Below are 25,550 nucleotides of genomic sequence, written 5' to 3'. Positions count from 1 at the left end.
ACAGTGGCCGCATGAGCACCCCGGAACGACTGATCGAGTCCACCCGCGAGCTGCTGTGGGAGCGCGGCTACGTGGGCACGAGCCCGAAGGCGATCCTGGAGCGCGCGGGAGCGGGCCAGGGCAGCATGTACCACCACTTCAAGGGCAAGCCGGACCTGGCCCTGGCGGCGATCCGGCGCACCGCCGAGCAGTTGCGTGCCACCGCCGAACGCGTCCTCGACGGTCCCGGCACGCCGTACGAGCGCATCGAGGCGTATCTGCTGCGCGAGCGTGACGTGCTGCGCGGCTGCCCGGTCGGCCGGCTGACCATGGACCCCGACGTGATCGCGAGCGAGGAACTGCGCGCGCCGGTCGACGAGACGATCGCCGCCATCCGCGATCGGATCGCCGGGCTCGTCGAAGAGGGCAAGCGGCAGGGGCAGTTCGCGCCCTGGCTGGACGGCGAGGAGATCGGCGCGGCCGTCCTGGCGACCGTGCAGGGCGGCTATGTCCTCGCCCGCGCCTCCGGCTCCCCCGCCGCCTTCGACGCCGGTGTCCGCGGCCTGCTGTCCCTGCTCGCACCCCGAACTCCCGGACAGGGGAACTGAGCCGGTGCACATCACCAGACGGCGTCCCGACACCCGGCAGGGCCCGGCGGAGAACTTCACCGGCACGGTGTGGCTGGACGAGCTCGCCGCGCCCGCCGCTCCGTCCCGGCTGCGCATGTTCAACGTCCACTTCGCTCCGGGCGCCCACACGGCCTGGCACCGGCACCCGCACGGGCAGGTGCTGCACGTCCTGGAGGGCGAGGGGCTGGTACAGCGCAAAGGCGGTGAGGTGGAGGCGATCCGCGCGGGCGACACGGTGTGGATCGAACCGGGCGAATGGCACTGGCACGGCGCAGCCCCCCGCACCTTCATGACCCACCTCGCGGTCGTGGAGGCAGCCGAGGACGGCACGACGACCGAGTGGCACGCACACGTGGCCGGCTACCCCGCCTGAGAGAGGATGCACGAGATGCACGCCATGCAGTACGAGTTCACCCTGCCCGCCGACTACGACATGGGCATCATCCGCTCCCGCGTCGCCCGCGTCGCGCACCTGCTGGACGACTGGGACGGCCTGGGCATCAAGACGTACGTGCTGCGCGAACGCGGGGTGAACGGCTCGCCGGTGAACCAGTACGGGCCGTTCTACCTGTGGAACACCGTGGAGGGCATGAACAGCTTCCTGTGGGGCGGAGCCTTCCAGGGGCCCGTGAACGACTTCGGCCGGCCGGCGATACGGCAGTGGACGGGCCTGGCGTTCGAGGAGGGCACCGCGGCCGGGTCCGCGCCCGCGTTCGCCGTGCGCCGACGCCAACCGGTGCCGGAGGGCGTGGAGTTGGCCGCGTTCATGGCGGACGCGGCGGCCGAGGCCGGGCGACTGGCGGCGGAGGACGGCGCGGTCCTCGCCGCGGCGGCCGTGGACACGCGCGCGTGGGAGCTGGTGCACTTCTCGCTCTGGGAGCACGATGCGCCCAAGGCCGACGGGGACGTCTTCGAGGTGCTGCACCTGTCGGCGCCCGGCCGGGACCGGCTCCCGCGCGGGCGGCAGTGGTGAGCCGCGTCCGTACGGTCCTCGGCGACATCCCGCCCGAGCAGCTGGGCGTGTGCGACGCGCACGACCATCTCTTCCTGCGCAGCCCGCAGTTGCCGGGCCAGGAGCTGGAGGACCTGTCGGCCGCACGTGCCGAGCTGGCCGCGTTCCGGGCGGCGGGCGGAGCGGCCGTCGTGCAGTGGACGCCGTACGGCATGGGGCGGCGGGCGGCGGACCTGCCGGAGCTGTCCCGGGCCACGGGAGTGCGGTTGGTCTGCGCCACCGGGCTGCACCAAGCCGCACACTACGACACCCAGTTGCTCGACAGACTGCGCGGCGGCGGCCTCGCCGAGCTGTTCGTGTCCGAGCTGACCGAGGGCATCGCCACGACCGGGGTGCGAGCCGGCTTCATCAAGGTGGCGGGCGGTTTCCACGCACTCGACGCTCACACCCGCCGGACCATGACGGCGGCGGCCGAGGCCCACCACGCCACCGGCTCGACCATCGCCGTGCACCTGGAGCTGGGCACCGGCGCCCTGGACGTCCTCGACCTGCTGTGCGGCGAGTTGGGCGTGCCCGGCGACCGGGTGATCCTGGGCCACCTGAACCGCCACCCCGACCCCGTGGTGCAGCGGCAGGCCGCCGCTTCGGGCTGCTGGCTGGCCTTCGACGGGCCGTCCCGCGCCCATAACGCCACCGACTGGCGGATGCCGGAGGCGGTACGGGCGTTGGCGGAGGCCGGGTTCGCGGACCGGCTGCTACTCGGCGGGGACACGGTGGTCGCCGGCGCGCGCTCGGTCGACGGTGGGCTGGGAATGCCGTACCTGCTGCGCCGGGTACGGCACCGGCTGGCGGCCGCGGTGGGCGCGGACCTGGTGGACCGCATACTCACCGAGCATCCCGGGCGGGCGTTCGCGGTCGACTGGAGGTGAGTGCACGTTCCGCGAGGCGTGCGGCGAGGCTGTCAGCAGATCTGCCCCGACTGGGGTGGCGAACTCATCGCGCGACCTCGCCGGGCGGCCGGGCGGCGGCTCAGGCGTCGGTGCAGGCGCGGACGACCGGGTGCGGATGGTCGACGTGCGGTCCTTCGAGCCGCTCCAGGCCGGCGAGTGAGCCGATCAGGGCGATCCGGTCGGACTCGGGCTCGTCGCCGCGGGCGGTCTCCCTACTCACCAGCTCCGCGTACCGGTCGTACAACTGCCGTGCCGGTGGTCAGCCATGGGGTAGGGCGTCGGCCGGGGGTGCGGGCCGATCTCCTCGGGGAGTTCGCGGGCCGGGTGCGCACGCAGCGCGTGGAGGTCCGACTCGTCTTGTTCTTCGGGTGGTTCGCTGGTGCCGCCGGGCAGCTGCCGGCGGCTCGGCACCGCGGTCGAGGGTACCGGGCGCAGGGCGTGATGCCGTTGGCTGGTCCGGGCACAGGACAGCAGCAGACCGTCGGTTCCGTCGCCGTCGAACAGGGCCGGGTCGGCTCGTTCCGCCGCCTCCCGGGCCGCACCGGTCACCGCAGTGCCGCCAGCGGGTCGTCCAGTACGGGCTGCCAGGCCAGCTCGGCCGCGCCGACGAGGCTGTTGTGGTCCAGCGTGCAGGGCAGAATCGGTACTCCACCGCTCTGGCCCCACAGGCTGCGGTCGGCGACGACCGCGCGCAGCCGGGCGGGATCGGCGTCCAGGAGGGTGCGGTGCAGGCCGCCGAGGATGATGCGGTCGGGGTTCAGGATGTTGACCAGGCCGGCCAGCCCCAGGCCCAGGCGGTCGATCAGCGCCTCGGCGGCCGTACGGACGGCCGGGTCGTCGTACTGGGTGCGCAGCAGGTCGTTGGCCTGCTGGAGCAGGGACACCTCGGGGCCGGGCTCACGGCCTGCCTCGACGAGCAGCGCCAGCGGATCGGCCTCGACGTCCAGGCAGCCGCGGCTGCCGCAGTGGCAGGGTCTGCCCTCGGGATTGACGGTGAGGTGGCCGACCTCCAGGGCCAGTCCCGAACTGCCGGTGTGCAGGCGGCCGTCCAGCACCAGCGCACCGCCGACGCCCCGGTGTCCGGTGGCCACGCACAGCAGGTCCCGCGCGCCCCGGCCGGCGCCGTGCCGGTGCTCGGCGAGCGCGGCGAGGTTGACGTCGTTGCCCGCGAAGGCCGGGCCGGCCGTGATGCCGGCGGCGCGCACGCACTCGGCGAAGATCCGGCGGACGGGGGCGCCGACGGGCCAGGCCAGGTGCAGGGGGTTGAGGGCGAGGCCCTCGGGTTCGGCCACGGCGGACGGTACGGCGAGTCCGGCGCCGACGCAGCGGCGGCCCGTCGTCCGCAGCAGTTCCGCGCCCGCCTCGACGACCGAGCCGAGCACCTTCGCCGGGTCCGCGTCGACGGTCTCGCAGCCGGGCGCGGTCGCCACGATGCCCCCGCCGAGGCCGACCAGCGCGGCCCGGAAGCCGTCGGCGTGGACCTGCGCGGCGAGTGCCACCGGGCCGTCCTCGGCGACCTCCAGCCGGTGTGAGGGGCGGCCCTGGGAGCCGGCCGCGGCGCCCGGCCGGGCGTCCACCCGGATCAGCCCGAGCGCCTCCAGCTCGGCGGCCACCGCCCCCGCGGTCGCCCGGGTGACCCCGAGTTCCGCGGTGAGCACGGCGCGGGTCGGCGCCCGCCCGGTGTGCACCAGCTCCAGCGCGGGTCCGAGCGCACCGCGCCCCCGGTCCAGCCGCGCCCTCGAGGTGGTCCTCTCCCCCGCCGTCCGGGGATCCGCCTTGCCGCTCATGAGGGCGAGTCTCCCATGATCCGAAGGTGCGGCGGCCTAGAGGCCGCTGACCCGAAGTGTGATGTTCAGACGTCCGGACAGGCCCAACTCGGTCGGGCCGGTGCCCCCGTAGACCCACGGGACCCCGTGGTAGGCCAGCCTCGACGGCCCGCCGAACACGAACAGGTCGCCGCTGCGCAGCTCGACATCCGTGTAGGGCTTGGCCCGCGTCTCGGTGTTCCCGAACCGGAAGAGACAGGTGTCGCCCAGGCTCAGCGACACCACCGGCGCGTCCGCCTTCTCGTCGCTGTCGCGGTGCATGCCCATGCGGGCGTCGCCGTCGTAGAAGTTGATCAGTGCGATGTCGTAGGCATACGGCTCCTGCGGGCCCAGCGCGGCGACGGCGGCGCGGCGGCCCAGTTCGCCGAGCCAGGCCGGGAAGGGCTTGACGGGGGCGCCGTCGCCGTCGACGGCCGTGCGGGCGTAGGCGTACGGGTACCAGTGCCAGCCCAGGCAGACCTGCCGGGCGGTCATCGTGCCGCCGCCCGGGGTACGGACCGTGCGCAGTCCGGCCGGCGGCCGCGCCCAGTCCCGGCAGGCGGCGAGCAGCTCGCGCTGCGCCTCCGGTGCCAGCCAGTCCGGGACGTGCACGGCGCCCGGTGCGACCTGAGCGCGCTCCCTGGGAAACAGCTCCGCGTCCACACGCTCCATAGTGCCGCAGACCCGCCCCACCACCCCTGAGCTGCGGCTCCGCTAGCCTGGGAGGCACGATGAGCGACCGTATGACGACACCGTGGGGCGAGGTCGAGCTGTCCCGCTTCCCCGAGAGTGCCCGCGACCGGCTGCGTGCCTGGGACGCATCCGACGCGTACCTGCTGCGCCACCTGGCCGAGGAGGGGGTGCCGCTCAGGGGCTCGGTCGTGGTGGTCGGGGACCGCTGGGGTGCGCTGGCCACGGCGCTCGCGGAGCACCGGCCGACGCAGATCACCGACTCCTTCCTGAGCCAGGAGGCGACCCGGGCGAATCTGGCGCGGGCCGGTGTCGAACCCGGTGCCGTCCAGTTGCTGACCACCCAGGATCCGCCGCCCGAGCGGGTGGACGTGCTGCTGGTGCGGGTGCCGAAGAGCCTGGCGCTGCTGGAGGACCAGCTGCTGCGGCTGGCGCCGGCGGTGCACGCGGACACCGTCGTCGTCGGCACCGGGATGGTGAAGGAGATCCACACCTCCACGCTCCAGTTGTTCGAGCGGATCCTCGGGCCGACCCGGACCTCGCTGGCGCGGCAGAAGGCCCGGTTGATCTTCTGCGCCCCGGACCCGGCGCTGGAGCGTCCGGCGAACCCGTGGCCGTACAGCTACGGGCTCCCCGACGGCATCGGGGCGGTGTCCGGGCGCACGGTCGTCAACCACGCGGGCGTCTTCTGCGCCGACCGCCTCGACATCGGCACCCGCCTCTTCCTCCAGCACCTGCCCGGACCGGGCGCGGGCCGCGTGGTGGACCTCGGATGCGGCAACGGTGTCGTCGGTACGGCGATCGCGCTCGCGGATCCGGCGGCCGAGGTGCTGTTCGTGGACGAGTCCTTCCAGGCGGTGGCCTCGGCGGAGGCGACGTACAAGGCCAACGGGGTGCCCGGGCACGCGGAGTTCCGGGTCGGGGACGGGCTGGCCGGGGTGGCGCCGGGCAGCGTGGACCTCGTCCTGAACAACCCGCCCTTCCACTCGCACCAGGCGACGACCGACGCGACGGCCTGGCGCATGTTCACGGGGGCGTTGCGCTCGCTCCGGCCGGGGGGTGAACTGCGGGTGATCGGGAACCGGCATCTGGGGTATCACGTGAAGCTGAGGCGGTTGTTCGGGAACTGTGAACTGGTTGCCGGCGACCCGAAGTTCGTTGTGCTGAGGGCCGTGAAGAAGGTCTGACGCCGGGGCGCTTCACCGAACGAGAACCCCGATGGTCCGCCGCACCTCCTGGGCCATCGCCTCCCTCCCCACACTCAGGTACTTGCGGGAGTCGACCGCCTCGGGACGCGCCGCGAGGAACTCCCGGATCGCACCGGTCATGGCCACGTTCAGCGCCGTGCCGACGTTGACCTTGGCGATGCCGCCCGCGACCGCCGCGACCAGTTGCTCGTCCGGGACGCCGGAGGAGCCGTGCAGGACGAGGGGGACGGACAGCGCGGCGGAGAGCCGTTTGAGCAGGGCTTGGTCGAGGGTGGCCGTGCGGGTGGTCATCGCGTGCACGCTGCCGATGGCGACGGCGAGCGCGTCGACGGCGGTGCCGGACACGAAGTCGCGGGCCTGATCGGGCTCGGTGCGGGCGCCGGGTGCGTGGGCGTCCAGCGGGAGCCTGCCGTCCTTGCCGCCGATCTGTCCCAGCTCGGCCTCGATCCACAGCCCCTGGGAGTGCGCCCAGTCGGCGGCGGCCCGGGTCGCGGAGAGGTTCTCGGCGTACGGCAGCCGGGCCGCGTCGTACATCACCGAGCTGAACCCGGCGTCGGGCGCCTGGCGCAGCAGGTGGTCGCTCTGTACATGGTCGAGGTGCAACGCGATGGGCACGTCGGCGCGTTCGGCGGCGGCGACGGCTGCCCGGGCCAGCGGCAGCAGCCGCCCGTAGCGGTACTTGACGGCGTTCTCGCTGACCTGGAGCACGACGGGCGCACCGGCCGACTCGGCGCCGGCGATGACGGCCTCGACGTGTTCCAGGGTGATGACGTTGAACGCGGCGACGGCGGAGCGGGTTTCGGCGGCGGCGGTGACCAGCTCGCCGGTGGACGCGAGGGGCACGTGTGGTGTCCTTCCGGGGCGCGGGCGGCGGGTCGGGGTTCAGGGGGCGAGTATCACCGAGCGGGTGAGATGGCGCGGCCGGTCGGGGTCGAGGCCGCGGGCGGCGGCGACGGCGACCGCGAGCCGCTGGGCTCGGACGAGTTCGGCGAGCGGGTCGAGGCCGCCGTCGATCCACAACCCGCCGGTGGCGCGGACCTGGTCGGCGAGCCCGTCCGGTGCCTCGCCGAGCATCCAGGTGGCGGTGCCCTCGGTGGTGATGCTGATCGGGCCGTGCCGGTACTCCATCGCCGGATACGCCTCGGTCCAGGCCAGCGAGGCCTCGCGCATCTTCAGCCCGGCCTCGCTCGCGAGGCCGACGGTCCAGCCGCGCCCGAGGAAGGTGAACTGGGTGCAGGCGACCAGTCCTTCGGGAAGAGGAGTGGACAGGGCCGTACGCGCGTCGGCCACGACGGAGTCGGTGTGCAGGCCGAGATGGGCGCGCAGGAGGGTGAGGGCGGTGGTGGCGAACCGGGTCTGGACGACGGAGCGTTCGTCGGCGAAGTCCAGTACGACGAGGTCGTCCGCGGCCGATGCGACCGGGGTGTCCGGGTCCCCGGTGACGGCCGTGGTCCGCGTCCCGCCCCTCAACCGGCCGAGGAGTTCCAGCACTTCGGTGGTGGTGCCGGAGCGGGTGAGGGCCACGACCCGGTCGTACGAGCGGCCGTTCGGGAACTCGGAGGCCGCGAACGCGTCGGTCTCGCCCTGCCCGGCTCCCTCGCGCAGGGCGGCGGCCGCCTGCGCCATGAAGTACGAGGTCCCGCAGCCCACGATGGCGACCCGCTCCCCGGGCCCCGGCAGCGCGTCCCGGTACCGCCCCGCCGCGTCGGCCGCCCGTATCCAGCACTCCGGCTGGCTGTTCAGCTCGTGCTCGACATGTGTCATGCCCACACCCTCCCCTGCTGATTGTTCCTGCAAGATATAGCGAGCTTTCGAGCACAATCAAGCATTCGAGCGCAGAGTGGGGTGCGCTAGGGTCACCGGGAACACATCGGAACGGAGGCTGCGGATGTCCCGGGACGCCCGCTGGAAGGCGCTGCTGGAACTGCTCGTCGAGCGCGGCCGGCTGGAGGTCGAGGAGGCGGCGGCCGAGCTGGAGGTGTCCGCGGCGACGATCCGCAGGGACTTCGACCAACTCGCCGAGCAGCAGATGCTGGTGCGCACCCGCGGCGGCGCGGTGGTGCACGGGGTGTCCTACGAACTCCCGCTGCGCTACAAGACGGCCCGCCGCGCCTCGGAGAAGCAGCGCATCGCCAAGGCCGTGGCCGATCTGCTGGCGCCGGGCGAGGCGGTGGGGCTGACCGGCGGTACGACCACCACGGAGGTGGCCCGGGCCCTGGCCGTGCGCGGCGACCTGGCCACCGGTTCGCCCGCGCTGACCATCGTCACCAACGCGCTCAACATCGCCAACGAGCTCGCCGTACGGCCCCAGTTCAAGATCGTGGTGACGGGTGGGGTGGCGCGCCCGCAGTCGTACGAACTCATCGGTCCGCTCGCGGACGGGGTGCTCGGGCAGATCACGCTCGACGTGGCGGTGCTCGGTGTCGTCGCCTTCGACGTCACGCACGGGGCGGCGGCCCATGACGAGGCGGAGGCCGCGATCAACCGGCTGCTGTGCGAGCGCGCCGAGCGGGTGGTGGTGGCCGCGGACTCCAGCAAGCTGGGCCAGCGGGCGTTCGCCCGGATCTGCGGCGCGGACCAGGTGAACACGCTCGTGACGGACACGGCGGTGGGGCAGGAGACGGTACGCCGCTTCGAGGAGGCGGGGGTACGGGTCCTCGCCGTGTGACGCCCGGTTCGTCGCAGGCCTCGGCTCAGATACCGCCGAGGTCGGCCTTGACGAACCCGGCGCCGCGTTGGTCGTTGCAGCCTGTGGGCGGCCGGTCGAGCGGGTCCGGCCAGTGCTGCTGGGCCTGGAGCGCCACGCTCACCAGGGTCAGCAGCAGGTCGACGTCGCTCGCCGCGTCGAGGCGCAGGGTCACCCACTGCGAACCGCGCACGATCCTGATCGCACCCGAGTCCTTGAGGTCCTTGGCGAACCGCCGGATCGCCCGGTCGGTCAGCCGTAGATCGACATCCCGGTCCGAGTGGAAGTGGGCGATCTCCCCCCCGGCCGAACTCACCGCCTGTCCCAGGCCGCAGCTCGGGACCGCCCGACTCAGATCGGGCCAGGTCGCCAGTTGCGCGAGCGCGCGCGAGGCCAACGTCATGGGCCCATCATGGCCCGCTCACCCCTCGGCAACCAGCTCGTGAGCAAGCATTAACCGACCTGTTTCCGGCCGCGGGCCGGGCGTGGACGCTCCGAGGCGCACCGAACGAGGCATCCGCCACCTCGTGTTGAAGCCGCGGCCGTCCCGGAAGAGCGCAAGTCTACGCAGGTCAGGGCCACATCGGTCAATTCGCCGGCACGACCGCCCTAGTCGTGCAGGGCCTGCGGCAGCCCGAACCGCGCGAGGAGGCCGTTGTCGCCGAAGCGGGTGACGGCGGAGATCCGGTCGTCTTGCAGAGTGAGAACGAGCAACCCGTAGGCGTGCGCGACCCAGCGCGCCGCCGACGCCCGCGCGCTCGGCATCCGGTTCGTCGCCCTGGCCCCGGGCCAGTTGCTGACCGGCACCACGATCGGCGAGGCCGCGGCCACCGCGTACGGCGCCGAGACCGGCCAGTCGGCGGACGCCAGTCTGAAGGAGCGCTTCCCGGTGCCGCTGGACGCGGCCGGGGTGGCGAGGGCCGTCCTCGCGATCGCCTCGGACGAGGAGCATGCCGGGCAGGCGGTGCTGAGGGGGACGGGCATGGGGGTCGAGCCTGTCCGAGCCGGCCGTCGGGGCGGTGGTCACGCCGGCCGGACCACGAAGGCGGGTAGGGGAGGCAGGCATCCACCTACGGGGCATGTGTGGCGGGCCGGGCGCGGAACACCTCCATGCCCGGCCCGCCGTGCGCCACGCCGACGGGCTCGGGACCGGCTCCTACCGCCCCTCGCCCCCACCTCGCCGCCGGACTGCTCCGACCCGGTATATCCCTTGCCCCGCCCCGCGCCCCCACCTAGCCTGACTTTGTGCCGCTAATAAACAAACCCCGATCGCACAGTGTCGTGCCGGGTGACAGCAACGACCTCACCCGCCTCCGCGTCGCTCTCACGGCCTTCTTCGCCCTGGACGGCTTCGTCTTCGCGGGCTGGGTGGTCCGTATCCCGGCCATCAAGCAGCAGACCGGCGCCTCTGCCGGCGCCCTGGGCCTGGCCCTGCTCGGCGTCTCCGCCGGTGCGGTGGTGACCATGACCCTGACCGGGCGGCTCTGCCGTCGCTACGGCAGCCATCCGGTTACCGTGGTCTGCGCCGTCCTGCTCTCCCTGAGCGTCAGCCTGCCTCCGCTGACCCACTCCGCGCCCGCCCTCGGTGCCGTACTCCTGGTCTTCGGCGCCGCCTACGGCGGCATCAACGTCGCCTTCAACAGCGCCGCCGTCGACCTGGTGGCCGCGTTGCGGCGGCCCATCATGCCCACGTTCCATGCCGCGTTCAGCCTCGGCGGCATGATCGGCGCCGGTCTCGGCGGACTGGTCGCCGGTGCGCTCTCCCCCACGCGGCATCTGCTCGGCCTCACCCTGATCGGCCTGCTCGTCACCGCCGGAGCCGGGCGCACCCTGCTGCGGCAGGATGCGCCGACACCGGCGGACCGGTCACCCTCACCGGAGGCGGACCCTGCCGGACCGCGCCGGACCGGCGGGCGCGGGCTGGTCCTCGTGTTCGGGCTGGTCGCGCTGTGCACTGCCTACGGTGAGGGCGCCATGGCCGACTGGGGCGCGCTCCACCTCCAGCAGGACCTGGCGGCGTCGTCCGGTGTGGCGGCGGCCGGTTACTCGTGTTTCGCGCTGGCGATGACGGCGGGCCGGGCGACCGGCACGACCCTCCTGGAGCGCCTCGGCCGCGCCCGCACGGTGATCGCCGGCGGCACCGTGGCGGCGGCGGGCATGCTGCTCGGCTCACTCGCGACCTCCGTGTGGGCCGCTCTGATCGGCTTCGCCGTCACCGGCCTCGGGCTCGCCAACCTCTTCCCGGTCGCCGTGGAGCGGGCGGGTGCGCTGACCGGTTCGTCCGGCGTGGCCGTGGCCTCGACGCTGGGCTACGGCGGCATGCTCCTCGGGCCGCCCGCGATCGGCTTCATGGCCGACTGGTTCTCCCTGCCGACCGCCCTCACCAGCGTGGCGGCGCTGGCCGCCGTCGCCGCGGTCATCGGGGTGTCGACACGGCGGACGACGGGCACCTGAGGCGACAGCCGAAAGCCGTGGAACGCAGCCGCGCCGAGAAGCCGCGACGCGGCCGGCCGGCACACCGCGGCTTGCCCCGGCGCACCCGGTCAACCCAACATCGAGGCGAGCCAGACTCGCCACCGGAGGACCTCAACTGCGGGGCGGCCAGTTGTTCGTGTCCTTCCGGCCCACTCCGCCCGGCGAGCCCTGTCGGCTCCGCACCGGACACGCCCTGTCGACCCCACGCCGAAAAGTCCCGCCCGCCGAGCGCGCTCCATCCGGCACACTCACGCACATGAACACTGCCGATTTCCTTCAGACCCTGGACCGGGAGGGCCGGTTGCTCGCGGCGGCCGCCTCCGCGGCGGGGACGGATGCCAAGGTGCCGCCCTGCCCCGAGTGGCAGGTGCGCGATCTGCTGCGGCACACCGGCGCGGTGCACCGGTGGGCCACGGGCTTCGTCGCCGACGCGTGCACGGAGCCCCGCCCCTTCGGCGACCCACCGGACCTGGACGGCGACGAGCTGGTGGGCTGGTACCGGGACAGTCACCGGCTGCTGGTCGACGCCCTGGCAGCCGCACCCGCCGACGTGGAGTGCTGGACCTTCCACCCGGCGCCCATCCCCTCACCGCTGGCGTTCTGGACACGCCGGCAGGCACACGAGACGACCATCCACCGGTACGACGCCGAGGCCGCCCTCGGCGACACGGTGTCGCCCATCGCCCCGGACTTCGCGGTGGACGGCATCGACGAGTTGCTGCGCGGTTTCCACGCCCGCTCCAGGAGCCGGCTGCGCACCCCTCAGCCGCGCGTGCTGAGGGTGCGCGCGGTGGACGCGGACGCGGTGTGGACCGTACGGCTGACCGCCGATCCGCCTCTGGCCGTACCGCACGCGGGCGAAGACGCGGATGCCGAACTGTCCGGCCCCGCCGACGAGTTGTATCTGGCGCTGTGGAACCGGCGGCCCGTACCGAGCGTGTCCGGTGACCGTTCGCTCGCCGCGCTGTGGCGGGAGAAGGGCGGGATCTGACGCCCGGTCAGTCGGCGTCGGACAGCATCCGGGCCAGTACCGCGCGCTGCACCGGCCGCACCTCGCCGTGCAGCGCGCGCCCCTTCACCGTGAGCGCCACGCGCACCCCGCGCCGGTCCTCGGCGCACATGGCACGCTCGACCAGGCCGTCCTTCTCCAGACGCCCGATCAGCCGGGACAGCGCGCTCTGGCTGAGATGGACGCGCTCGGAGATCTCCTGCACGCGGTAGCCGCAGCCGCCGTCCGTCGCCGCTTCGTCGGCCAGCAGGTCGAGGACCTCGAAGTCGCTGGCGCACAGGCCGTGTCCGTGCAGTGCCCGGTCCAGCTCGCACTGGGTGCGGGCATGCAGCGCGAGGATGCCCCGCCACTGCTCCACGAGCGCCCGCTCGGCCCTGTTCGACGCCATGGGCGCACCGTAGCAGAGGAGCAAGATTATTGCATCGGAATTAAATGCGTTTGCATCTCATGCATGTGCATGTAGTCTCCTCGGCATGACCTCTCCGCTCCCCACCCCCGCGGCCCCGTCCCCGACGGTCCGCTGGACTCCCCGGCTGTGGGGCACTCTGCTGGTGCTCTGCGCGGCGATGTTCCTGGACGCGCTGGACGTGTCGATGGTCGGCGTCGCCCTGCCGTCCATCGGCTCCGACCTCCATCTGTCCACGTCGACGCTGCAATGGATCGTCAGCGGCTACATCCTGGGCTACGGCGGCCTGCTCCTCCTCGGCGGCCGTACCGCCGACCTGCTCGGCCGGCGTCAGGTCTTCCTCGTCGCCCTCGGCGTCTTCGCGCTCGCCTCGCTGCTCGGCGGGCTCGTGGACTCGGGCCCGCTGCTGATCGCCAGCCGCTTCATCAAGGGTCTGAGCGCGGCCTTCACGGCACCGGCCGGTCTGTCGATCATCACCACGACGTTCCCGGAGGGCCCGCTGCGCAACCGTGCCCTCTCCATCTACACCACCTGCGCCGCCACCGGCTTCTCCATGGGCCTGGTGCTCTCGGGCCTGCTCACCGAGGCCAGCTGGCGCTTCACCATGCTGCTGCCCGCGCCCATCGCGCTGCTCGCTCGCCGGGCTGAAACTGCTGCCGCGCAGCGCCCGTGAGGAGACCCACGACGGCTACGACATCCCGGGCGCCGTCCTCGGCACCGCGGCGATGCTGCTGCTGGTCTTCACCGTCGTCCAGGCCCCGGAGGCCGGCTGGGCCTCGGCCCGTACGCTGCTGTCCTTCCTCGCCGTGGCGGTGCTGCTGACCGTCTTCGTCGTGGTGGAGCGGCGCTCGCCGAGCCCGCTGATCCGGCTGGGTGTGCTGCGCTCGAGCAGCCAGGTACGCGCCCAGCTCGGCGCGATCGCCTTCTTCGGCTCGTATGTGGGATTCCAGTTCCTGACGACGCTCTACATGCAGTCCCTGCTCGGCTGGTCGGCGCTGCACACGGCGCTCGCCTTCCTGCCGGCGGGCGCGCTGGTGGCGGTGTCCTCCACGAAGGTCGGCGCGATCGTCGACCGGTTCGGCACTCCGCGTCTGATCGCGGCCGGCTTCGCCTTCATGGTGCTCGGATACGCGCTGTTCCTGCGCGTGGACCTCGACCCGGTGTACGCGGCCGTGATCCTGCCGTCCATGCTGCTGATCGGCGCGGCCTGCGCGCTGGTCTTCCCCTCGCTCAACATCCAGGCCACCAACGGGGTCGAGGACCATGAGCAGGGCATGGTCTCCGGTCTGCTCAACACCTCGGTGCAGGTGGGCGGCGCGATCTTCCTGGCGGTGGTCACGGCCGTGGTGACCGCGAACGCCCCCGCGCACACCACTCGGCAGGCCGTCCTCGACAGCTACCGGCCCGGCTTCATGGTCGTCACGGGCATCGCGGCGGCCGGCCTGCTGATCACCCTCACCGGTCTGCGCAGCCGCCGCACTCAGCCGTCCGTCGTCGTCGCCAGGTCCACCGTGAAGGAGGCGGAAGCGGAGCGCGTGGCGGTCCGTGACTAGGGGGAAGCCTCCGAACGCGCGCCCGGCGGGGCTGGTTGCTCCGCCGGGCGCGCCTCTGTGAAGCTGGGGGAATGTACGCATACGGGGGACGCCGTACCAAAGCTCAACAGGACGCGGCGACAGTGGAGATCGGTTACGCGCTGGTGAGCGCGACCTTCGCGGCGGCGGTGCTGTTCGGAGCCGTGGCCGGGCCCGCGCTCCTCTTCGATCTGCCGCCCCTGATGTCCAAGGCCCTGCTGCGGCTCGGCATGGCGGTCGCACCGGTCCTGTTCGTGGCCCGCGTGGTCAGTGTGCTGGTGCGCTTCCGGCAGGCGGCTCAGCCCAGCCAGCCGGGCCGTACCAAGCCCGACTCGTAGGCCAGCACCACGAGTTGGGCGCGGTCCCGGGCGCCCAGCTTCACCATCGTGCGGCTCACGTGGGTCTTGGCGGTGAGCGGGCTGACCACCAGCCGGCGGGCGATCTCCTCGTTGGACAGGCCGATGCCGACCAGCGCCATCACCTCCCTTTCCCGTTCGGTGAGCCCGGACAGGGCGTCCGCCGCCGCGGGTTCCTTGGAGCGGGCCGCGAACTCGGCGATGAGGCGGCGGGTGACGCCCGGCGACAAAAGCGCATCCCCTTGGACCACCGCCCGTACGGCGCGCAGGAGTTCGTCCGGTTCGGTGTCCTTCACCAGGAAGCCGGAGGCGCCGGAGCGGATCGCCTCGAAGACGTACTCGTCCAGCTCGAAGGTGGTGAGCATGACCACCTTCACGTCCGTCAGTTCCGCGTCGCCGGTGATGCGCCGGGTTGTGGCGAGACCGTCCAGCAGGGGCATGCGGATGTCCATCAGGACGACGTCCGGCCGCAGTTCGCGCACCAGACGCAGCGCCTCCTCACCGTCGGCGGCCTCCCCGGCCACCTCGATGTCCGGCTGTGCGTCGAGCAACGCCCGGAACCCGGCCCGCACCAGCGACTGGTCGTCGGCGAGCAGTACCCGGATCACTGGTCCTCCCTGAGGTGCGACGGCAGTACGGCGAGCACCCGGAAGCCGCCGTCGGGGCGCGGGCCCGCCTCGATGGTGCCACCGAGCGCGGCGGCCCGCTCCCGCATCCCGGCCAGCCCGTTCCCGCTGCCCCCGGCGTCGTCGCCGGTGGCGGGCCCGTCGTCGTCGATGCGCAGCCGCAGCGCGTCGCCGTCATGGGCGAACCGCACGCGCGCGTGCCGCGATCCGGAGTGCCGTACGACGTTGGTCAGGGCCTCCTGCACGATACGGAAGGCGGCGAGGTCCGCGCCGGGCGGCAGCTTCGGTGGCTCGCCCTCGATCTCCACGGTCAGCCCGGCCGCGGCCGCCTGCTGCACCAGCTCCGGCAGCCGGTCCAGGCCCGGGGCGGGGGCGCGCGGCGCGGCGGCGGACGTGCGCAGGGTGTCCAGGACCTGGCGCACCTCGCCGAGCGCCTCCTTGCTGGCGGCCTTGATGGTGGTGAGCGCGGCGCGCGCCTGCTCGGGGTCGCTGTCGAGCAGCGCGAGCCCCATGCCGGCCTGGACGTTGATGACGGAGATGCTGTGCGCGAGCACGTCGTGCAACTCGCGGGCGATCCGCAGCCGTTCCTCGTCCGCGCGGCGCCGCGCGGCCTGTGCCCGGTCGGCGCGCTCCCGCGCCCACTGTTCGCGCCGTATCCGGGCCAGCTCGGACAGGGCGACGATGGCCAGCACCCAGGTGGCGATGACGATCTCCTGGGCGAGGCCCGCCCTCCGGTCCCCCGAGGGCGGCAGCCAGCGATAGAGCCAGAGGGCGACGAGGGCATGTCCGGCCCACAGCAGGCCGAGGGACCCCCAGGCGGCCCGCCGGTGCCCGGTGACCACCGCGCTGAAACAGCCGACGGCGACGGTCAGGAAGACCGGCCCGTAGGGGTAACCGGCGGCCAGGTAGACGAGAGCCGTCGTCGCGGTGCCGAAGGCCACGGCCACCGGGTACCGGTTCCGCCACAGCAGCAGGAGCGAGGCGATGAGCAGCAGCACGCGCGCGTAGCCGTCCAGGGGCACGCGATGGGGCTGGCTGTGCTCGGCGAAGTTCGTGCCGATCAGGACGAACGCGGTGAGCAGCGCCGTGGAGCGCCAGGGCCATCGGCGCTCGCGGGGCGTCTCCGTTCCGTCGTCGTCCGGGGCGGCGCGCCACGGCGGCCCGTGCCGCCACCAGTGCGAGGGGGCGCGCTGCTCTTCCATGACCGCCACGCTAGACGCCGGCGGCAGGGCAGGGCGTCCGCCGGGCGAGGTGATCACTCGTACTCCCGGGGAAGTACGACGCCCGGCACGGGCCCGCCTACCGCAGGCCCACTGTGTGCGCCAGGCGGGACACTGCGTGCCGGAAGAAGGCGTCCCGCTCCGCCACCACGTTGTTGAACTGGCCGAACAGCTCGAAACCCACGAGCCCGAACAGCTGCGCCCAGGCGGCCACCAGTGCCACGGCCGCCTCGGGAGGCAGCTCGGGGGCGAATGCGGCGACCATGCGCTCGCCCTCGGGGCGCAGCTCGGCGGGCAGGGGCAGTGCGGCGAGGCCGGGGCCCTCGTGGGCGTCGCGGACGATGCCGATGAGGACCAGGCCGACCCGGGACGCGGCCCTGATCGTGGTCTCGGGGGCGGAGTAGCCGGGGACGGGCGAGCCGTAGATCAGGGCGTACTCGTGGGGATGCGCGAACGCCCAGCGGCGTACCGCCTCGCACACGGCCGTCCAGCGGGCCACGGGCGCGGCGTCGGCCGCGGTGTCCCGGGCCTGCTCCGCCGCCTCGCCGAGGGAGTCGTAGGCATCGATGATCAGGGCGGTGAGGAGTTCGTCCCGGCTGGGGAAGTAGCGGTACAGGGCCGAGGAGACCATGCCCAGCTCGCGGGCGACGGCCCGCAGCGAGAGCTTGGCCGCGCCGTCCTCCGCCAGCTGTCTGCGGGCCGCTTCCTTGATGGCGGCGGTGACTTCGATCCTGGCCCGTGCCCGGGCGCCCTGTGGGGTGCTCATACGAGCAGTCTGCCACGGAGGAGAGCACTGCACACAAAAGAGAGCGGCGAACAAAAAAGAGAGCACCGCTCTTGCTCTGCGGCACCGTCTGCCCCACACTGGAGCCAACCGAGAGCACCGCTCTCCCAATGCGTGGGGGTCACCATGTCGTCGTCTTCGTCTTCGCCGTACTACCTCAAGGCCAGCCCGATGACCGTCCGGCTGAACAGCGTCATGGGCTGGCTGGCCCGGCACGGCGTGAGCATCGCGGGCTTGGCGGAACTGTCGGTGCGCGGGCGCAAGAGCGGTCAGCTGCAGCGCATCCCGGTCAACCCGCACCGCTACGACGGCGAGCAGTACCTGATCTCGGCGCGCGGCCACTCGCAGTGGGTGCGGAACATGCGGGCCGCCGGCCACGGCGAGTTGCGCGTCGGCCGCAAGGTGCGCACCTTCACCGCGGTGGAGGTCCCCGACGCCGAGAAGCTCCCCGTTCTGCGCACCTATCTGGAGCGGTGGGGGTGGGAGGTCAAGGACTACTTCAAGGGCGTGACCGCCGCGTCCTCCGACGAGGAGATCATCGCGGCCGCGCCCGACCACCCGGTCTTCAGGATCACCATCAGGGACTGACAGCACCGGCCACGGGCTGGGCCGGCGAAGGGCATGCGCACCGCCCGCCTGCCGATCCCCCCACCGCCGCACCCGTCGTACGACACCACCCGACGAACCGCACGTACACCCCACCCATCGGCCGGGCACGGCACGGCCCCGGGACCGCACAACCACCCACCCGGCCCGACCCTGGCGACCCTCCACGCGGCCGGCGCGGTCAGCAACCGCCGGGGCCTCCGCCAGGGCCGACGCACCCGCTTCCAGCGCGGGCGGCGACCGGCGCCGCCCGGACCGGTCCTCGAGGGGCCCCTCCGGCCCGGTCAACAACCCACCGCAGCCGAAGCCGGCCGGTCCTCGTAAGGCTCGCGCGCCGCAGTCAGCAACCGACCCGGCCTTCCGAGGACCGACACACCCGGTACCAGCGCACCCCCCGACCTGCACCGCCCCACCGACGCGGTCCTCGCAGAGGCCCGTCCGACCCAGGCAGCACCCACCGCGGCCCTCCACCTCAGCCCGAACCGAGGGCCCTCACAACGCCCCGCGCACCGCAGTCAGCAGCCCATCCGGTCCTCCACCAGCACCGACGCACCCAGTACCGGCGCGGCCCTGGACCGGCACCGCCCCGCCGACCCAGTCCCCACAGGAGCCCGGCGACCAGCCCGGTCCACAACCCACCCGGCCCCTCCACCGCGGCCCGGACCAACCGGGTCCTCGCAAGGCTTCCCGCCGCGCGGTTCAGGAACCCGTCAGGTCCTCGGCCGGAGCCGCCGGTCCCCGGTCCAGTGCGGTCAGGGCGCGCTGGGCGATCGGGCGGGAGCGGACGAGTTCGCCCAGCGAGGTCGAGCCCTGCGTGATGTCGCGGAACGCCTTCCAGGCCGGGCGGAAGCCGGTGACGGCCGCGTGGAAGAGGCCGGGACGCTTCTCGAACACGGCCAGCATCCGCTTGCCGACGCTCATCTCGACTCCGAGCCCGGCCTTGATCGCGAACGCGTAGTTCAGGGCCTGGCGCCGGGTGTCCACCGCGTCGTGCGCCTCGGCGATGCGGACGGCCCACTCCCCGGCGAGCCGGCCGGAGCGCAGCGCGAAGGAGATGCCCTCGCGGGTCCACGGCTCCAGCAACCCGGCCGCGTCACCGCAGACCAGGACCCGGCCCCGGGACAGGGGCGAGTCGTCGGCGCGGCAGCGGGTCAGATGGCCGGAGGAGATGGCCGGCTCGAAGCCGGACAGGCCGAGGCGGGCGATGAAGTCCTCCAAGTACCGCTTGGTGGCGGCGCCTTCGCCGCGCGCGGAGATCACGCCGACGGTCAGCGTGTCGCCCTTGGGGAACACCCAGCCGTAACTGCCCGGCATCGGGCCCCAGTCGATGAGCACCCGTCCCTTCCAGTCCTGGGCGACCGACTCCGGAACCGGGATCTCCGCCTCCAGGCCGAGGTCCACCTGGTCCAGCTTCACCCCGACGTGCGCCCCTATGCGGCTGGCGCTGCCGTCGGCGCCGACGACCGCGCGGGCCAGCACCGTCTCCCCGCCCTGGAGGACGACGGCGACCGTGCGCCGGTCGGGGACCGCCGAGCCGTGCTGCTCGACCCGCTGCACCATGACGCCCGTACGCAGCTCGGCGCCCGCCTTCTGGGCGTGCTCGACCAGCTGCTGGTCGAACTCGGGCCGGTTGATCAGCCCGAACAGCATCTGCCTGGAGCGGCGGGTGCGGGTGAAGCGGCCGTTGTTCGAGAAGGTGACCGCGTGCACCCGGTCGCGGAAGGGCAGCTCGAAGCCGGGCGGCAGCGCGTCGCGCGAGGGGCCGATGATCCCGCCCCCGCAGGTTTTGTAGCGGGGCAACTCGGCCTTCTCCAGCAAGAGCACGCGCCGCCCCGCGACCGCTGCCGCGTAGGCGGCCGAGGCCCCCGCGGGTCCCGCGCCCACCACGACGACGTCCCACACCCGCTGCACGCCGTCCGCCGAAGAGTTCTCGCCGCTCACGTTGGTCTACCGCTCCGATCAAGCCGCTGCCGTAGTGTCCCTCGCATCCTACGGCGGCCGTCGTCGCAGGCCACTGTGCGAGTATCGGGGCACATACCCTGTACAAGCTGTTCAACGTCGCACCCACGAGGAGCGTGCCCATGTCGTCGAATCCGGTCGCCGAGACCGTCGCCTCGCTGCTGCCCCGGGCCAGGGCGGAGCTGGCCGAACTGGTCGCCTTCAAGTCGGTGGCGGACTTCGCGCAGTTCCCGAAGAGCGAGAGCGAGGCCGCCGCGAACTGGATCGCCGACGCGCTGCGCGCCGAGGGTTTCACCGACGTGGCCCTGCTCGACACCCCGGACGGCACCCAGTCCGTGTACGGCTACCTGCCGGGCCCCGAGGGTGCAAAAACGGTTCTCCTCTACGCGCACTACGACGTGCAGCCGCCGCTGGACGAGGCCGGCTGGACCACCCCGCCGTTCGAGCTGACCGAGCGCGACGGCCGCTGGTACGGCCGCGGTGCCGCCGACTGCAAGGGCGGCGTGATCATGCACCTGCTCGCGCTGCGCGCCCTGAAGGCGAACGGCGGCGTCCCGGTGAACATCAAGGTGATCGTCGAGGGCTCGGAGGAGCAGGGCACCGGCGGCCTGGAGCGGTACGCCGAGGAGCACCCGGAGCTGCTGGCGGCGGACACCATCGTGATCGGCGACGCGGGCAACTTCCGCGTCGGCCTGCCGACGGTGACCACCACGCTGCGCGGTATGACCCTGGTCCGGGTGCGGATCGACACCCTCGCGGGCAATCTGCACTCCGGTTCGTTCGGCGGAGCCGCCCCGGACGCGCTCGCCGCGCTGATCCGCGTGCTGGACTCGCTGCGGGCCGAGGACGGCACGACGACGGTCGACGGGCTGGACTCCACGGGTACGTGGGACGGCCTGGAGTACCCCGAGGAGCAGTTCCGCGCGGACGCCAGGGTGCTCGACGGGGTCGGGCTGATCGGTGACGGCACGGTCGCCGACCGGGTCTGGGCGCGTCCGGCCGTCACCGTCCTCGGCATCGACTGCCCGCCGGTCGTCGGCGCCACCCCGTCCGTGCAGGCCGGCGCCCGCGCGCTGCTCAGCCTGCGGGTGCCGCCGGGCGTGGACGCGGCGGAGGCGAGCAAGCTGCTGGAGGCCCACCTCACGGCGCACACCCCGTGGGGCGCCCGGGTCACCACCGAGCAGATCGGCCAGGGCCAGGCCTTCCGCGCCGACGCCTCCAGCCCGGCCTACCAGGCGATGGCCGACGCGATGGCGGTGGCCTACCCGGGTGAGACCATGCAGTACGCCGGTGAGGGCGGCTCCATCCCGCTGTGCAACGCCCTCGCCGATCTGTACCCGCAGGCGGAGATCCTGCTCATCGGCCTGAACGAGCCGGAGGCGCAGATCCACGCGGTCAACGAGAGCGTCTCCCCGCAGGAACTGGAGCAGTTGTCGGTCGCCGAGGCGCTCTTCCTGCGCAACTACGCGGCGAGCTGACCGGTTCTGCCCCTGGCAGAGCGCCCTCGCCCCGGGCGGGGGCGCCGCCTACGGTCGGCGCATGGACGTCATCGAACTGCTCCCCCGCCTCCACCTCCTGCGTTTCCCCGTCGGCCAGGCCTATCTCTGGTGCGACGATGATCAGGTGACGCTGATCGACACCGGCATCCTCGGCGTCGGCCCCGCGATCGCCGACGCGGTCACGGCACTGGGACGCGCCCCCGGGGACGTACGGCGGATCGTGCTGACCCACTTCCACGAGGACCACGCGGGCGGGGCGGGCGAGTTCGCCGCGCTGAGCGGTGCCGAGGTGCTGGCGCACCACCTGGACGCGCCGTTCGTCCGGGGTGAACTCCCCGGCCCGCTCCCGCGGTTCGAGGAGTGGGAGCTGCCGATCCACGCGGAGGCGGCCCGGCACCTGCCCGAGGGCACGCCGGTGCCGCCGGCCGCGGTCACCAGCATGTCCGACGGCGATGTACTCGACTTCGGCGGCGGCGCCCGGGTGATCCACGTCCCGGGCCACACGGACGGCAGCATCGCGCTGTTCCTGCCCGCGGGGGGTGTGCTGTTCACCGGCGACACGGTGGCGGCCTCGCCGGTCGACGGCTCGGTGATTCCTGGGGTGTTCAACCTCGACCGGCCCCAAGTCCTCGCCTCCCTCGGCCGGTTGGCGGAGCTGGACGCCGACGTGGCGTGCTTCGGACACGGGGACGCGGTGGTGGGAGGCGCCGCCGCCGCGCTGCGCAAGATCGCGAGCGCCCGCTGATCAGCGGGGCGTGGCTGTCACCCGCCGGCTTGTCTTCCTTGTGGTGGTCGGGGGAACGACCATCCACCCCGCACCAGACCCGGCACCCGGCAGTCGACAATCGGCAGTCGGCAGTCGGCAGTCGACACCCGGCAGTCGACAATCGACACCCGGCAGTCGACAGTCGACACCCGGCAGTCGACACCCGGCAGTCGACAATCGGCAGTCGACAATCGGCAGTCGGCAGTCGGCAGTCGGCAGTCGGCAGTCGGCAGTCGGCAGTCGACAGCACACCGCAGCACCTCCCACGTCGGCCGGACAACCGCCCCGCTCGGCGGTGCGTGTCAGCCGACGGGTACGCCCGCCTCCAGGTACAGCGCGCTCCCCCGCTCGCGGGCCCGCAGCGCCCAGCGCAGCCGTTCGTAGCGGACCGGTGGCAGCATGCCGGCGGCCTCCTGCTCGCTGGCGAAGCGCCAGCCGCGCAGTTCCGGGCCCGGGAGCAGCACGCGGGACGCCTCGCCGGACTCCAGCCGGCCGCCGTCGAACAGCAGCCGCAGCCCGCCGAAGCCGGGCGGCGCCGGTCGTTCCCAGTCCACGACGAGCAGCCTGGGCACCTCCCGCAGCCGTATCCCGGTCTCCTCGGCGACCTCGCGCATCCCGGCGCGGGCCGGTGCCTCGCCGCGCTCCACCACCCCGCCGGGGAACTCCCAGCCGGGCTTGTAGGTGGGGTCGACGAGCAGCACCCGGTCGTGCTCGTCGAAGAGCAGCACCCCGGCGGCGAGGGTCTCGGCGGTCGGCTCGGGGGTCTGCACGATGTCACAGGGCGGTACGGCACCGCTGCCGACGGCGTCGGCGATGCGGACGGCGGTGGCGTACGGGGTGAGGGCGCTGGTGTCCACGAGATGGGCGTCGGCGGTGAGCCAGGAGGCGAGGGCGGCGCGGTAGGGCTCGATGTGGTCGTAGGCCCACTGCCGCTGCCGTATCTCGCCGTCGGGCAGATCCGGCGGGACCTCCCGCCCGGCTATCCGCTCGCGCAGGATCGTTTCAGCCGGGGCGAGGAGCAGATGGTGCACCGGGATCCTGCGGGCGGCGAGCCCGCCGAAGATCTCGTCACGGTACTCCTGGCGCAGCAGGGTCATCGGCACCACCAGGGTTCCGCCCAGCTCGGCGAGCATCGCGGCCGCCGTGTCGACCACGAGCCGGCGCCAGACCGGCAGGTCCTGGAAGTCGCCGACCTCGGCGAGGCGCTTGGCCGGCAACAGCTGCGTGAGCGTCCCGCCGACGACCTCGGGGTCGAAGAGCGTGCTGTTCGGGATCAGTTCGATCAGCTCCCGTGCGGTGGTGGTCTTCCCCGCACCGAACGCGCCGTTGATCCAGACGACGGTCACGGACTCCCCCTCTTCTGTTGGCCCCCTGAGGCTTGCCCGCTCCACCCTGCCACGGAAACCCCGCCCCGTTGAGGGTGCCCGCGCGGCGGTGCCGGTGCCCCCGCGGCGGGGACACCGGCACCTGCGCCGTAAAACCGTCGGTATCTACTGCCGGCCGGGGGCGTGGTCGTCGACGGTGAGGCTGTCCAGGGTGGCCGGGTGGCCGGCGGCCGAGGTGAGCGTGTCCGAGACGTTGAGGCCGTCGAGGGTCACCCCGGGGTCCTTGTCCGCCGCGTGGGAGGGGGTTACGGCGGCCACGACGAATCCGGTGGCCAGGGTGGCGATGGCGAGCATGCTGCGCTTCTTCATGCGCTGCCCAACTGCGCAACCGGCCCGGGGTCACGCCGATTCCGGCAAGCGGACGACGCCGATGTCGCCCCCGTGGGAGGGCACATGGCGAAGTCCGCCGGTCACCTGCACGTCGAGGCGCAGGGCGACCCGGCGGCGGCGCGCACCGTCCCGGCCGCCGCCTTCGGACCGGCTGGCAGAGGCCTGGTCGGCGCCCCCTCCGCCGAGGCCACCACGGCTGCGGACCGCGGGTGTCACGTGCCTTCGTCTGCCCGCACCCGCCGCGTCACCTGCCCGCGGCGCCGCGAGCCCGCCCGCGACCGGCATCGGCGGCTCGCCAACCTGCTCGACCGCCTGGCCTGCCGGCCCGGGACGTCCATCGATCGGGTCGGGCGGAGCGGCCGGCCCATCACCGGGAGAGGGCACGGCGGTTCGGGGCGCCGTGCGGCTGCCGGCCGCAACGGAAATCCGCTGGCCCGACCCTGCGTGGCGCCGGTATCGTCCGGCATCCCGCCCTGCCCGCTCCGGCGGCAGGCACCGAGCAGAAATGCGCCGTCATGACCAGCCCGCCCCCGACCACGACCCTCTGGCGCCCCACCGGCCCCAAGGAGCTGGAGCTGGTCCGCGCGCTCGACTGGCGGGCCTGGCCGCCCCGGCTCCCGGAGCAGCCGATCTTCTACCCGGTCCTCAACGAGGACTACGCGATCCGCATCGCCCGGGACTGGAACGTCAAGCACGACGGCGCCGGTTTCGTGACCCGTTTCGAGGTCGACACGGAGTTCGTCGGCCGTTATCCGGTACGGCGGGCCGGTGGCGAGACGATCCTGGAACTGTGGGTGCCCGCCGAGGAGTTGGACGAGTTCAACGCCCATATCGTCGGCCGTATCGAGGTCGTGCGGGAGTTCCGGTGAGCGGGCCCGCGGTCTTCCGTGCCGGCGACGGTCGCATCGAGGACGTCGTGCGCTCCGGCGACCGGCTGGCGCGGACCGCGAGCGGGCTGTCCGAAGCGGAACTGCGTGCCCCGTCGGGGCTGCCCGGGTGGACGCGTGGCCATGTGCTCGCCCACGTCGCCCACAGCGCCGACGCCTATGTGTGGCTGCTGCGGCTGGCGCACACCGGCCGCGAACCGGGCCCACGCGCGGACGCGGCGACGCTGTCCGCGGCGATCGGGCGGGACGCGACGCTGTCCCCCGGCCGGCTCGCCGCCCGGCTGCGCGAAAGCCTGGACCGCTTCACGGCACAGGCCCGCGCGATGCCCGCGCCGGCCTGGGACCGACTGGTCCCGGCGCTGGCCGGATGGCTCCACCCGGCCTGGTACCTGCTGCTGCGCTGCCTGCGGGAGCTGGAGACCCACCACCTCGACCTGGGCCTCGGTCACGGCACCGAGCGGTGGCCCGACGGCTATGTGTCCTGGGCGCTGGACGACACCCTCACCACGCTGCGCGCCCAGCGTTTTCCGCTGGCCTCCGTGGAGGCGGTGGATCTCGGCCGGCGCTGGCCGGTGGCGGCGGAGGGCCCCTCGGTCGCCGGGGCCGGGCACCTGGTGCTCGGCTGGCTCAGCGGACGGATTCCGGCCGACGCGCTGACGACCGACCGCCCGGCGCACCACCTGCCGCACCCGCCCGCCTGGCCCCAGCCTCCGCTGCCCGGCTGGGGCCGCGTCGACGGCCAGGGATGAGCCCCGGAAACGAACACATCCGA

General features: G+C 73.3%; 30 protein-coding genes and 1 pseudogene. 15 read left to right on the top strand and 16 right to left on the bottom strand.

Annotated elements, in window-relative coordinates; genetic code table 11:
• Positions 1-11 precede the first annotated feature (11 nt).
• From BFF78_RS37080 to BFF78_RS37065, 4 genes are read left to right on the top strand one after another with little or no spacing between them, the layout of a single operon-like run.
• Positions 12-587, top strand: coding sequence for a TetR/AcrR family transcriptional regulator (locus tag BFF78_RS37080; RefSeq protein WP_193433608.1), 576 nt, complete (start codon positions 12-14; stop codon positions 585-587).
• A 4-nt stretch (positions 588-591) separates the two neighbouring features.
• Entirely contained in the window at positions 592-981 is a 390-nt protein-coding gene (locus BFF78_RS37075; RefSeq protein ID WP_069782445.1) for a (R)-mandelonitrile lyase, read from the top strand.
• A 15-nt stretch (positions 982-996) separates the two neighbouring features.
• On the top strand, positions 997-1,581 hold the full coding sequence (locus BFF78_RS37070; RefSeq protein ID WP_069784048.1) for a DUF4865 family protein: 585 nt from the start codon (positions 997-999) through the stop codon (positions 1,579-1,581).
• Complete coding sequence (locus BFF78_RS37065; protein ID WP_069784049.1) at positions 1,578-2,489, top strand: phosphotriesterase family protein; 912 nt, start codon at positions 1,578-1,580, stop codon at positions 2,487-2,489. The genes BFF78_RS37070 and BFF78_RS37065 overlap by 4 nt, the downstream gene beginning before the upstream one ends.
• Positions 2,490-2,589: 100 nt before the next feature.
• Here BFF78_RS37065 and BFF78_RS46500 read toward each other — a convergent pair whose 3' ends face one another.
• The 4 genes from BFF78_RS46500 to BFF78_RS37050 are packed head-to-tail and all read right to left on the bottom strand — an operon-like array spanning position 2,590 to position 4,978.
• Positions 2,590-2,730, bottom strand: coding sequence for a hypothetical protein (locus BFF78_RS46500; RefSeq protein WP_159033119.1), 141 nt, complete (start codon positions 2,728-2,730; stop codon positions 2,590-2,592).
• A complete protein-coding gene (locus BFF78_RS37060) occupies positions 2,727-3,059 on the bottom strand; it encodes a hypothetical protein (RefSeq protein ID WP_069782444.1) in 333 nt (110 codons plus the stop codon). The genes BFF78_RS46500 and BFF78_RS37060 overlap by 4 nt, the downstream gene beginning before the upstream one ends.
• Complete coding sequence (locus tag BFF78_RS37055) at positions 3,056-4,297, bottom strand: ROK family protein (protein ID WP_069782443.1); 1,242 nt, start codon at positions 4,295-4,297, stop codon at positions 3,056-3,058. The genes BFF78_RS37060 and BFF78_RS37055 overlap by 4 nt, the downstream gene beginning before the upstream one ends.
• 36 nt (positions 4,298-4,333) lie before the next feature.
• On the bottom strand, positions 4,334-4,978 hold the full coding sequence (locus BFF78_RS37050) for an alpha-ketoglutarate-dependent dioxygenase AlkB family protein (protein WP_069782442.1): 645 nt from the start codon (positions 4,976-4,978) through the stop codon (positions 4,334-4,336).
• A gap of 80 nt (positions 4,979-5,058) precedes the next feature.
• Here BFF78_RS37050 and BFF78_RS37045 point away from each other — a divergent pair, with 80 nt between their 5' ends.
• Complete coding sequence (locus BFF78_RS37045) at positions 5,059-6,192, top strand: methyltransferase (protein WP_069782441.1); 1,134 nt, start codon at positions 5,059-5,061, stop codon at positions 6,190-6,192.
• A gap of 12 nt (positions 6,193-6,204) precedes the next feature.
• Here BFF78_RS37045 and BFF78_RS37040 read toward each other — a convergent pair whose 3' ends face one another.
• Together BFF78_RS37040 and BFF78_RS37035 are read right to left on the bottom strand one after the other, a co-directional pair.
• The gene (locus tag BFF78_RS37040) at positions 6,205-7,056 is read right to left on the bottom strand and encodes a class II fructose-bisphosphate aldolase (RefSeq protein ID WP_069782440.1); all 852 of its coding nucleotides are present in this window, start codon (positions 7,054-7,056) and stop codon (positions 6,205-6,207) included.
• Between the two features lie 39 nt (positions 7,057-7,095).
• Positions 7,096-7,977, bottom strand: coding sequence for an SIS domain-containing protein (locus BFF78_RS37035; protein WP_069782439.1), 882 nt, complete (start codon positions 7,975-7,977; stop codon positions 7,096-7,098).
• Between the two features lie 124 nt (positions 7,978-8,101).
• On the opposite strand from BFF78_RS37035, the gene BFF78_RS37030 reads away from it, so the two are divergent.
• Positions 8,102-8,881: a DeoR/GlpR family DNA-binding transcription regulator gene (locus tag BFF78_RS37030; protein ID WP_069782438.1), complete on the top strand. Its 780-nt coding sequence runs from the start codon at positions 8,102-8,104 to the stop codon at positions 8,879-8,881.
• A 25-nt stretch (positions 8,882-8,906) separates the two neighbouring features.
• Here BFF78_RS37030 and BFF78_RS37025 read toward each other — a convergent pair whose 3' ends face one another.
• Both BFF78_RS37025 and BFF78_RS37020 read right to left on the bottom strand, forming a co-directional pair.
• On the bottom strand, positions 8,907-9,302 hold the full coding sequence (locus tag BFF78_RS37025) for a luciferase domain-containing protein (protein WP_159033118.1): 396 nt from the start codon (positions 9,300-9,302) through the stop codon (positions 8,907-8,909).
• A gap of 206 nt (positions 9,303-9,508) precedes the next feature.
• Positions 9,509-9,883 carry a hypothetical protein gene (locus BFF78_RS37020; protein WP_069782437.1) on the bottom strand — a complete coding sequence of 125 codons (375 nt, stop codon included), beginning with the start codon at positions 9,881-9,883 and terminating at the stop codon, positions 9,509-9,511.
• A 297-nt stretch (positions 9,884-10,180) separates the two neighbouring features.
• Between BFF78_RS37020 and BFF78_RS37015 the strand changes: the two genes are divergently transcribed.
• Together BFF78_RS37015 and BFF78_RS37010 are read left to right on the top strand one after the other, a co-directional pair.
• A complete protein-coding gene (locus BFF78_RS37015) occupies positions 10,181-11,353 on the top strand; it encodes an MFS transporter (protein ID WP_069782436.1) in 1,173 nt (390 codons plus the stop codon).
• Positions 11,354-11,630: 277 nt separating this feature from the next.
• Positions 11,631-12,365, top strand: coding sequence for a maleylpyruvate isomerase family mycothiol-dependent enzyme (locus BFF78_RS37010; protein WP_069782435.1), 735 nt, complete (start codon positions 11,631-11,633; stop codon positions 12,363-12,365).
• A 7-nt stretch (positions 12,366-12,372) separates the two neighbouring features.
• Here the strand turns inward: BFF78_RS37010 and BFF78_RS37005 are convergent, their stop codons facing one another.
• Positions 12,373-12,771: a MarR family winged helix-turn-helix transcriptional regulator gene (locus BFF78_RS37005; RefSeq protein WP_069782434.1), complete on the bottom strand. Its 399-nt coding sequence runs from the start codon at positions 12,769-12,771 to the stop codon at positions 12,373-12,375.
• 85 nt (positions 12,772-12,856) lie between these two features.
• Here BFF78_RS37005 and BFF78_RS37000 point away from each other — a divergent pair.
• Positions 12,857-14,342: pseudogene (locus tag BFF78_RS37000) on the top strand (MFS transporter).
• A gap of 71 nt (positions 14,343-14,413) precedes the next feature.
• Complete coding sequence (locus BFF78_RS36995; protein WP_069782433.1) at positions 14,414-14,698, top strand: DUF6332 family protein; 285 nt, start codon at positions 14,414-14,416, stop codon at positions 14,696-14,698.
• On the opposite strand, the gene BFF78_RS36990 is transcribed toward BFF78_RS36995, so the two are convergent.
• The 3 genes from BFF78_RS36990 to BFF78_RS36980 form a co-directional block, all read right to left on the bottom strand.
• Complete coding sequence (locus BFF78_RS36990; RefSeq protein ID WP_069782432.1) at positions 14,659-15,324, bottom strand: response regulator; 666 nt, start codon at positions 15,322-15,324, stop codon at positions 14,659-14,661. The genes BFF78_RS36995 and BFF78_RS36990 overlap by 40 nt on opposite strands.
• Positions 15,321-16,544: a sensor histidine kinase gene (locus BFF78_RS36985; RefSeq protein WP_099054997.1), complete on the bottom strand. Its 1,224-nt coding sequence runs from the start codon at positions 16,542-16,544 to the stop codon at positions 15,321-15,323. Before BFF78_RS36985 ends, BFF78_RS36990 begins: the two co-directional genes overlap by 4 nt.
• A gap of 97 nt (positions 16,545-16,641) precedes the next feature.
• The gene (locus BFF78_RS36980; protein ID WP_069782430.1) at positions 16,642-17,328 is read right to left on the bottom strand and encodes a TetR/AcrR family transcriptional regulator; all 687 of its coding nucleotides are present in this window, start codon (positions 17,326-17,328) and stop codon (positions 16,642-16,644) included.
• A gap of 144 nt (positions 17,329-17,472) precedes the next feature.
• On the opposite strand from BFF78_RS36980, the gene BFF78_RS36975 reads away from it, so the two are divergent.
• The gene (locus tag BFF78_RS36975; protein WP_069784046.1) at positions 17,473-17,934 is read left to right on the top strand and encodes a nitroreductase family deazaflavin-dependent oxidoreductase; all 462 of its coding nucleotides are present in this window, start codon (positions 17,473-17,475) and stop codon (positions 17,932-17,934) included.
• 717 nt (positions 17,935-18,651) lie between these two features.
• Here BFF78_RS36975 and BFF78_RS36970 read toward each other — a convergent pair.
• Complete coding sequence (locus tag BFF78_RS36970) at positions 18,652-19,893, bottom strand: geranylgeranyl reductase family protein (RefSeq protein WP_069782429.1); 1,242 nt, start codon at positions 19,891-19,893, stop codon at positions 18,652-18,654.
• Positions 19,894-20,033: 140 nt separating this feature from the next.
• Here BFF78_RS36970 and BFF78_RS36965 point away from each other — a divergent pair, with 140 nt between their 5' ends.
• Positions 20,034-21,389: a dipeptidase gene (locus BFF78_RS36965; RefSeq protein WP_069782428.1), complete on the top strand. Its 1,356-nt coding sequence runs from the start codon at positions 20,034-20,036 to the stop codon at positions 21,387-21,389.
• A 61-nt stretch (positions 21,390-21,450) separates the two neighbouring features.
• Positions 21,451-22,155: an MBL fold metallo-hydrolase gene (locus tag BFF78_RS36960; protein ID WP_069782427.1), complete on the top strand. Its 705-nt coding sequence runs from the start codon at positions 21,451-21,453 to the stop codon at positions 22,153-22,155.
• Positions 22,156-22,478: 323 nt separating this feature from the next.
• Here BFF78_RS36960 and BFF78_RS36955 read toward each other — a convergent pair whose 3' ends face one another.
• The 3 genes from BFF78_RS36955 to BFF78_RS36945 form a co-directional block, all read right to left on the bottom strand.
• Positions 22,479-23,522, bottom strand: a complete 1,044-nt coding sequence (locus BFF78_RS36955; protein ID WP_069782426.1) for an NUDIX hydrolase — start codon at positions 23,520-23,522, stop codon at positions 22,479-22,481.
• Positions 23,523-23,666: 144 nt separating this feature from the next.
• Positions 23,667-23,870 carry a hypothetical protein gene (locus BFF78_RS36950; protein ID WP_193433607.1) on the bottom strand — a complete coding sequence of 68 codons (204 nt, stop codon included), beginning with the start codon at positions 23,868-23,870 and terminating at the stop codon, positions 23,667-23,669.
• A gap of 30 nt (positions 23,871-23,900) precedes the next feature.
• Positions 23,901-24,107, bottom strand: a complete 207-nt coding sequence (locus BFF78_RS36945; protein WP_069782425.1) for a hypothetical protein — start codon at positions 24,105-24,107, stop codon at positions 23,901-23,903.
• Positions 24,108-24,406: 299 nt separating this feature from the next.
• Between BFF78_RS36945 and BFF78_RS36940 the strand changes: the two genes are divergently transcribed.
• Both BFF78_RS36940 and BFF78_RS36935 read left to right on the top strand, forming a co-directional pair.
• A complete protein-coding gene (locus BFF78_RS36940) occupies positions 24,407-24,760 on the top strand; it encodes a hypothetical protein (protein WP_069782424.1) in 354 nt (117 codons plus the stop codon).
• On the top strand, positions 24,757-25,527 hold the full coding sequence (locus tag BFF78_RS36935) for a maleylpyruvate isomerase family mycothiol-dependent enzyme (RefSeq protein ID WP_069782423.1): 771 nt from the start codon (positions 24,757-24,759) through the stop codon (positions 25,525-25,527). The genes BFF78_RS36940 and BFF78_RS36935 overlap by 4 nt, the downstream gene beginning before the upstream one ends.
• Positions 25,528-25,550: the final 23 nt, after the last annotated feature.

Source organism: Streptomyces fodineus, assembly GCF_001735805.1.
Lineage (GTDB): Bacteria > Actinomycetota > Actinomycetes > Streptomycetales > Streptomycetaceae > Streptomyces > Streptomyces fodineus.
This window is presented reverse-complemented; position numbering and strand designations above follow the sequence as displayed.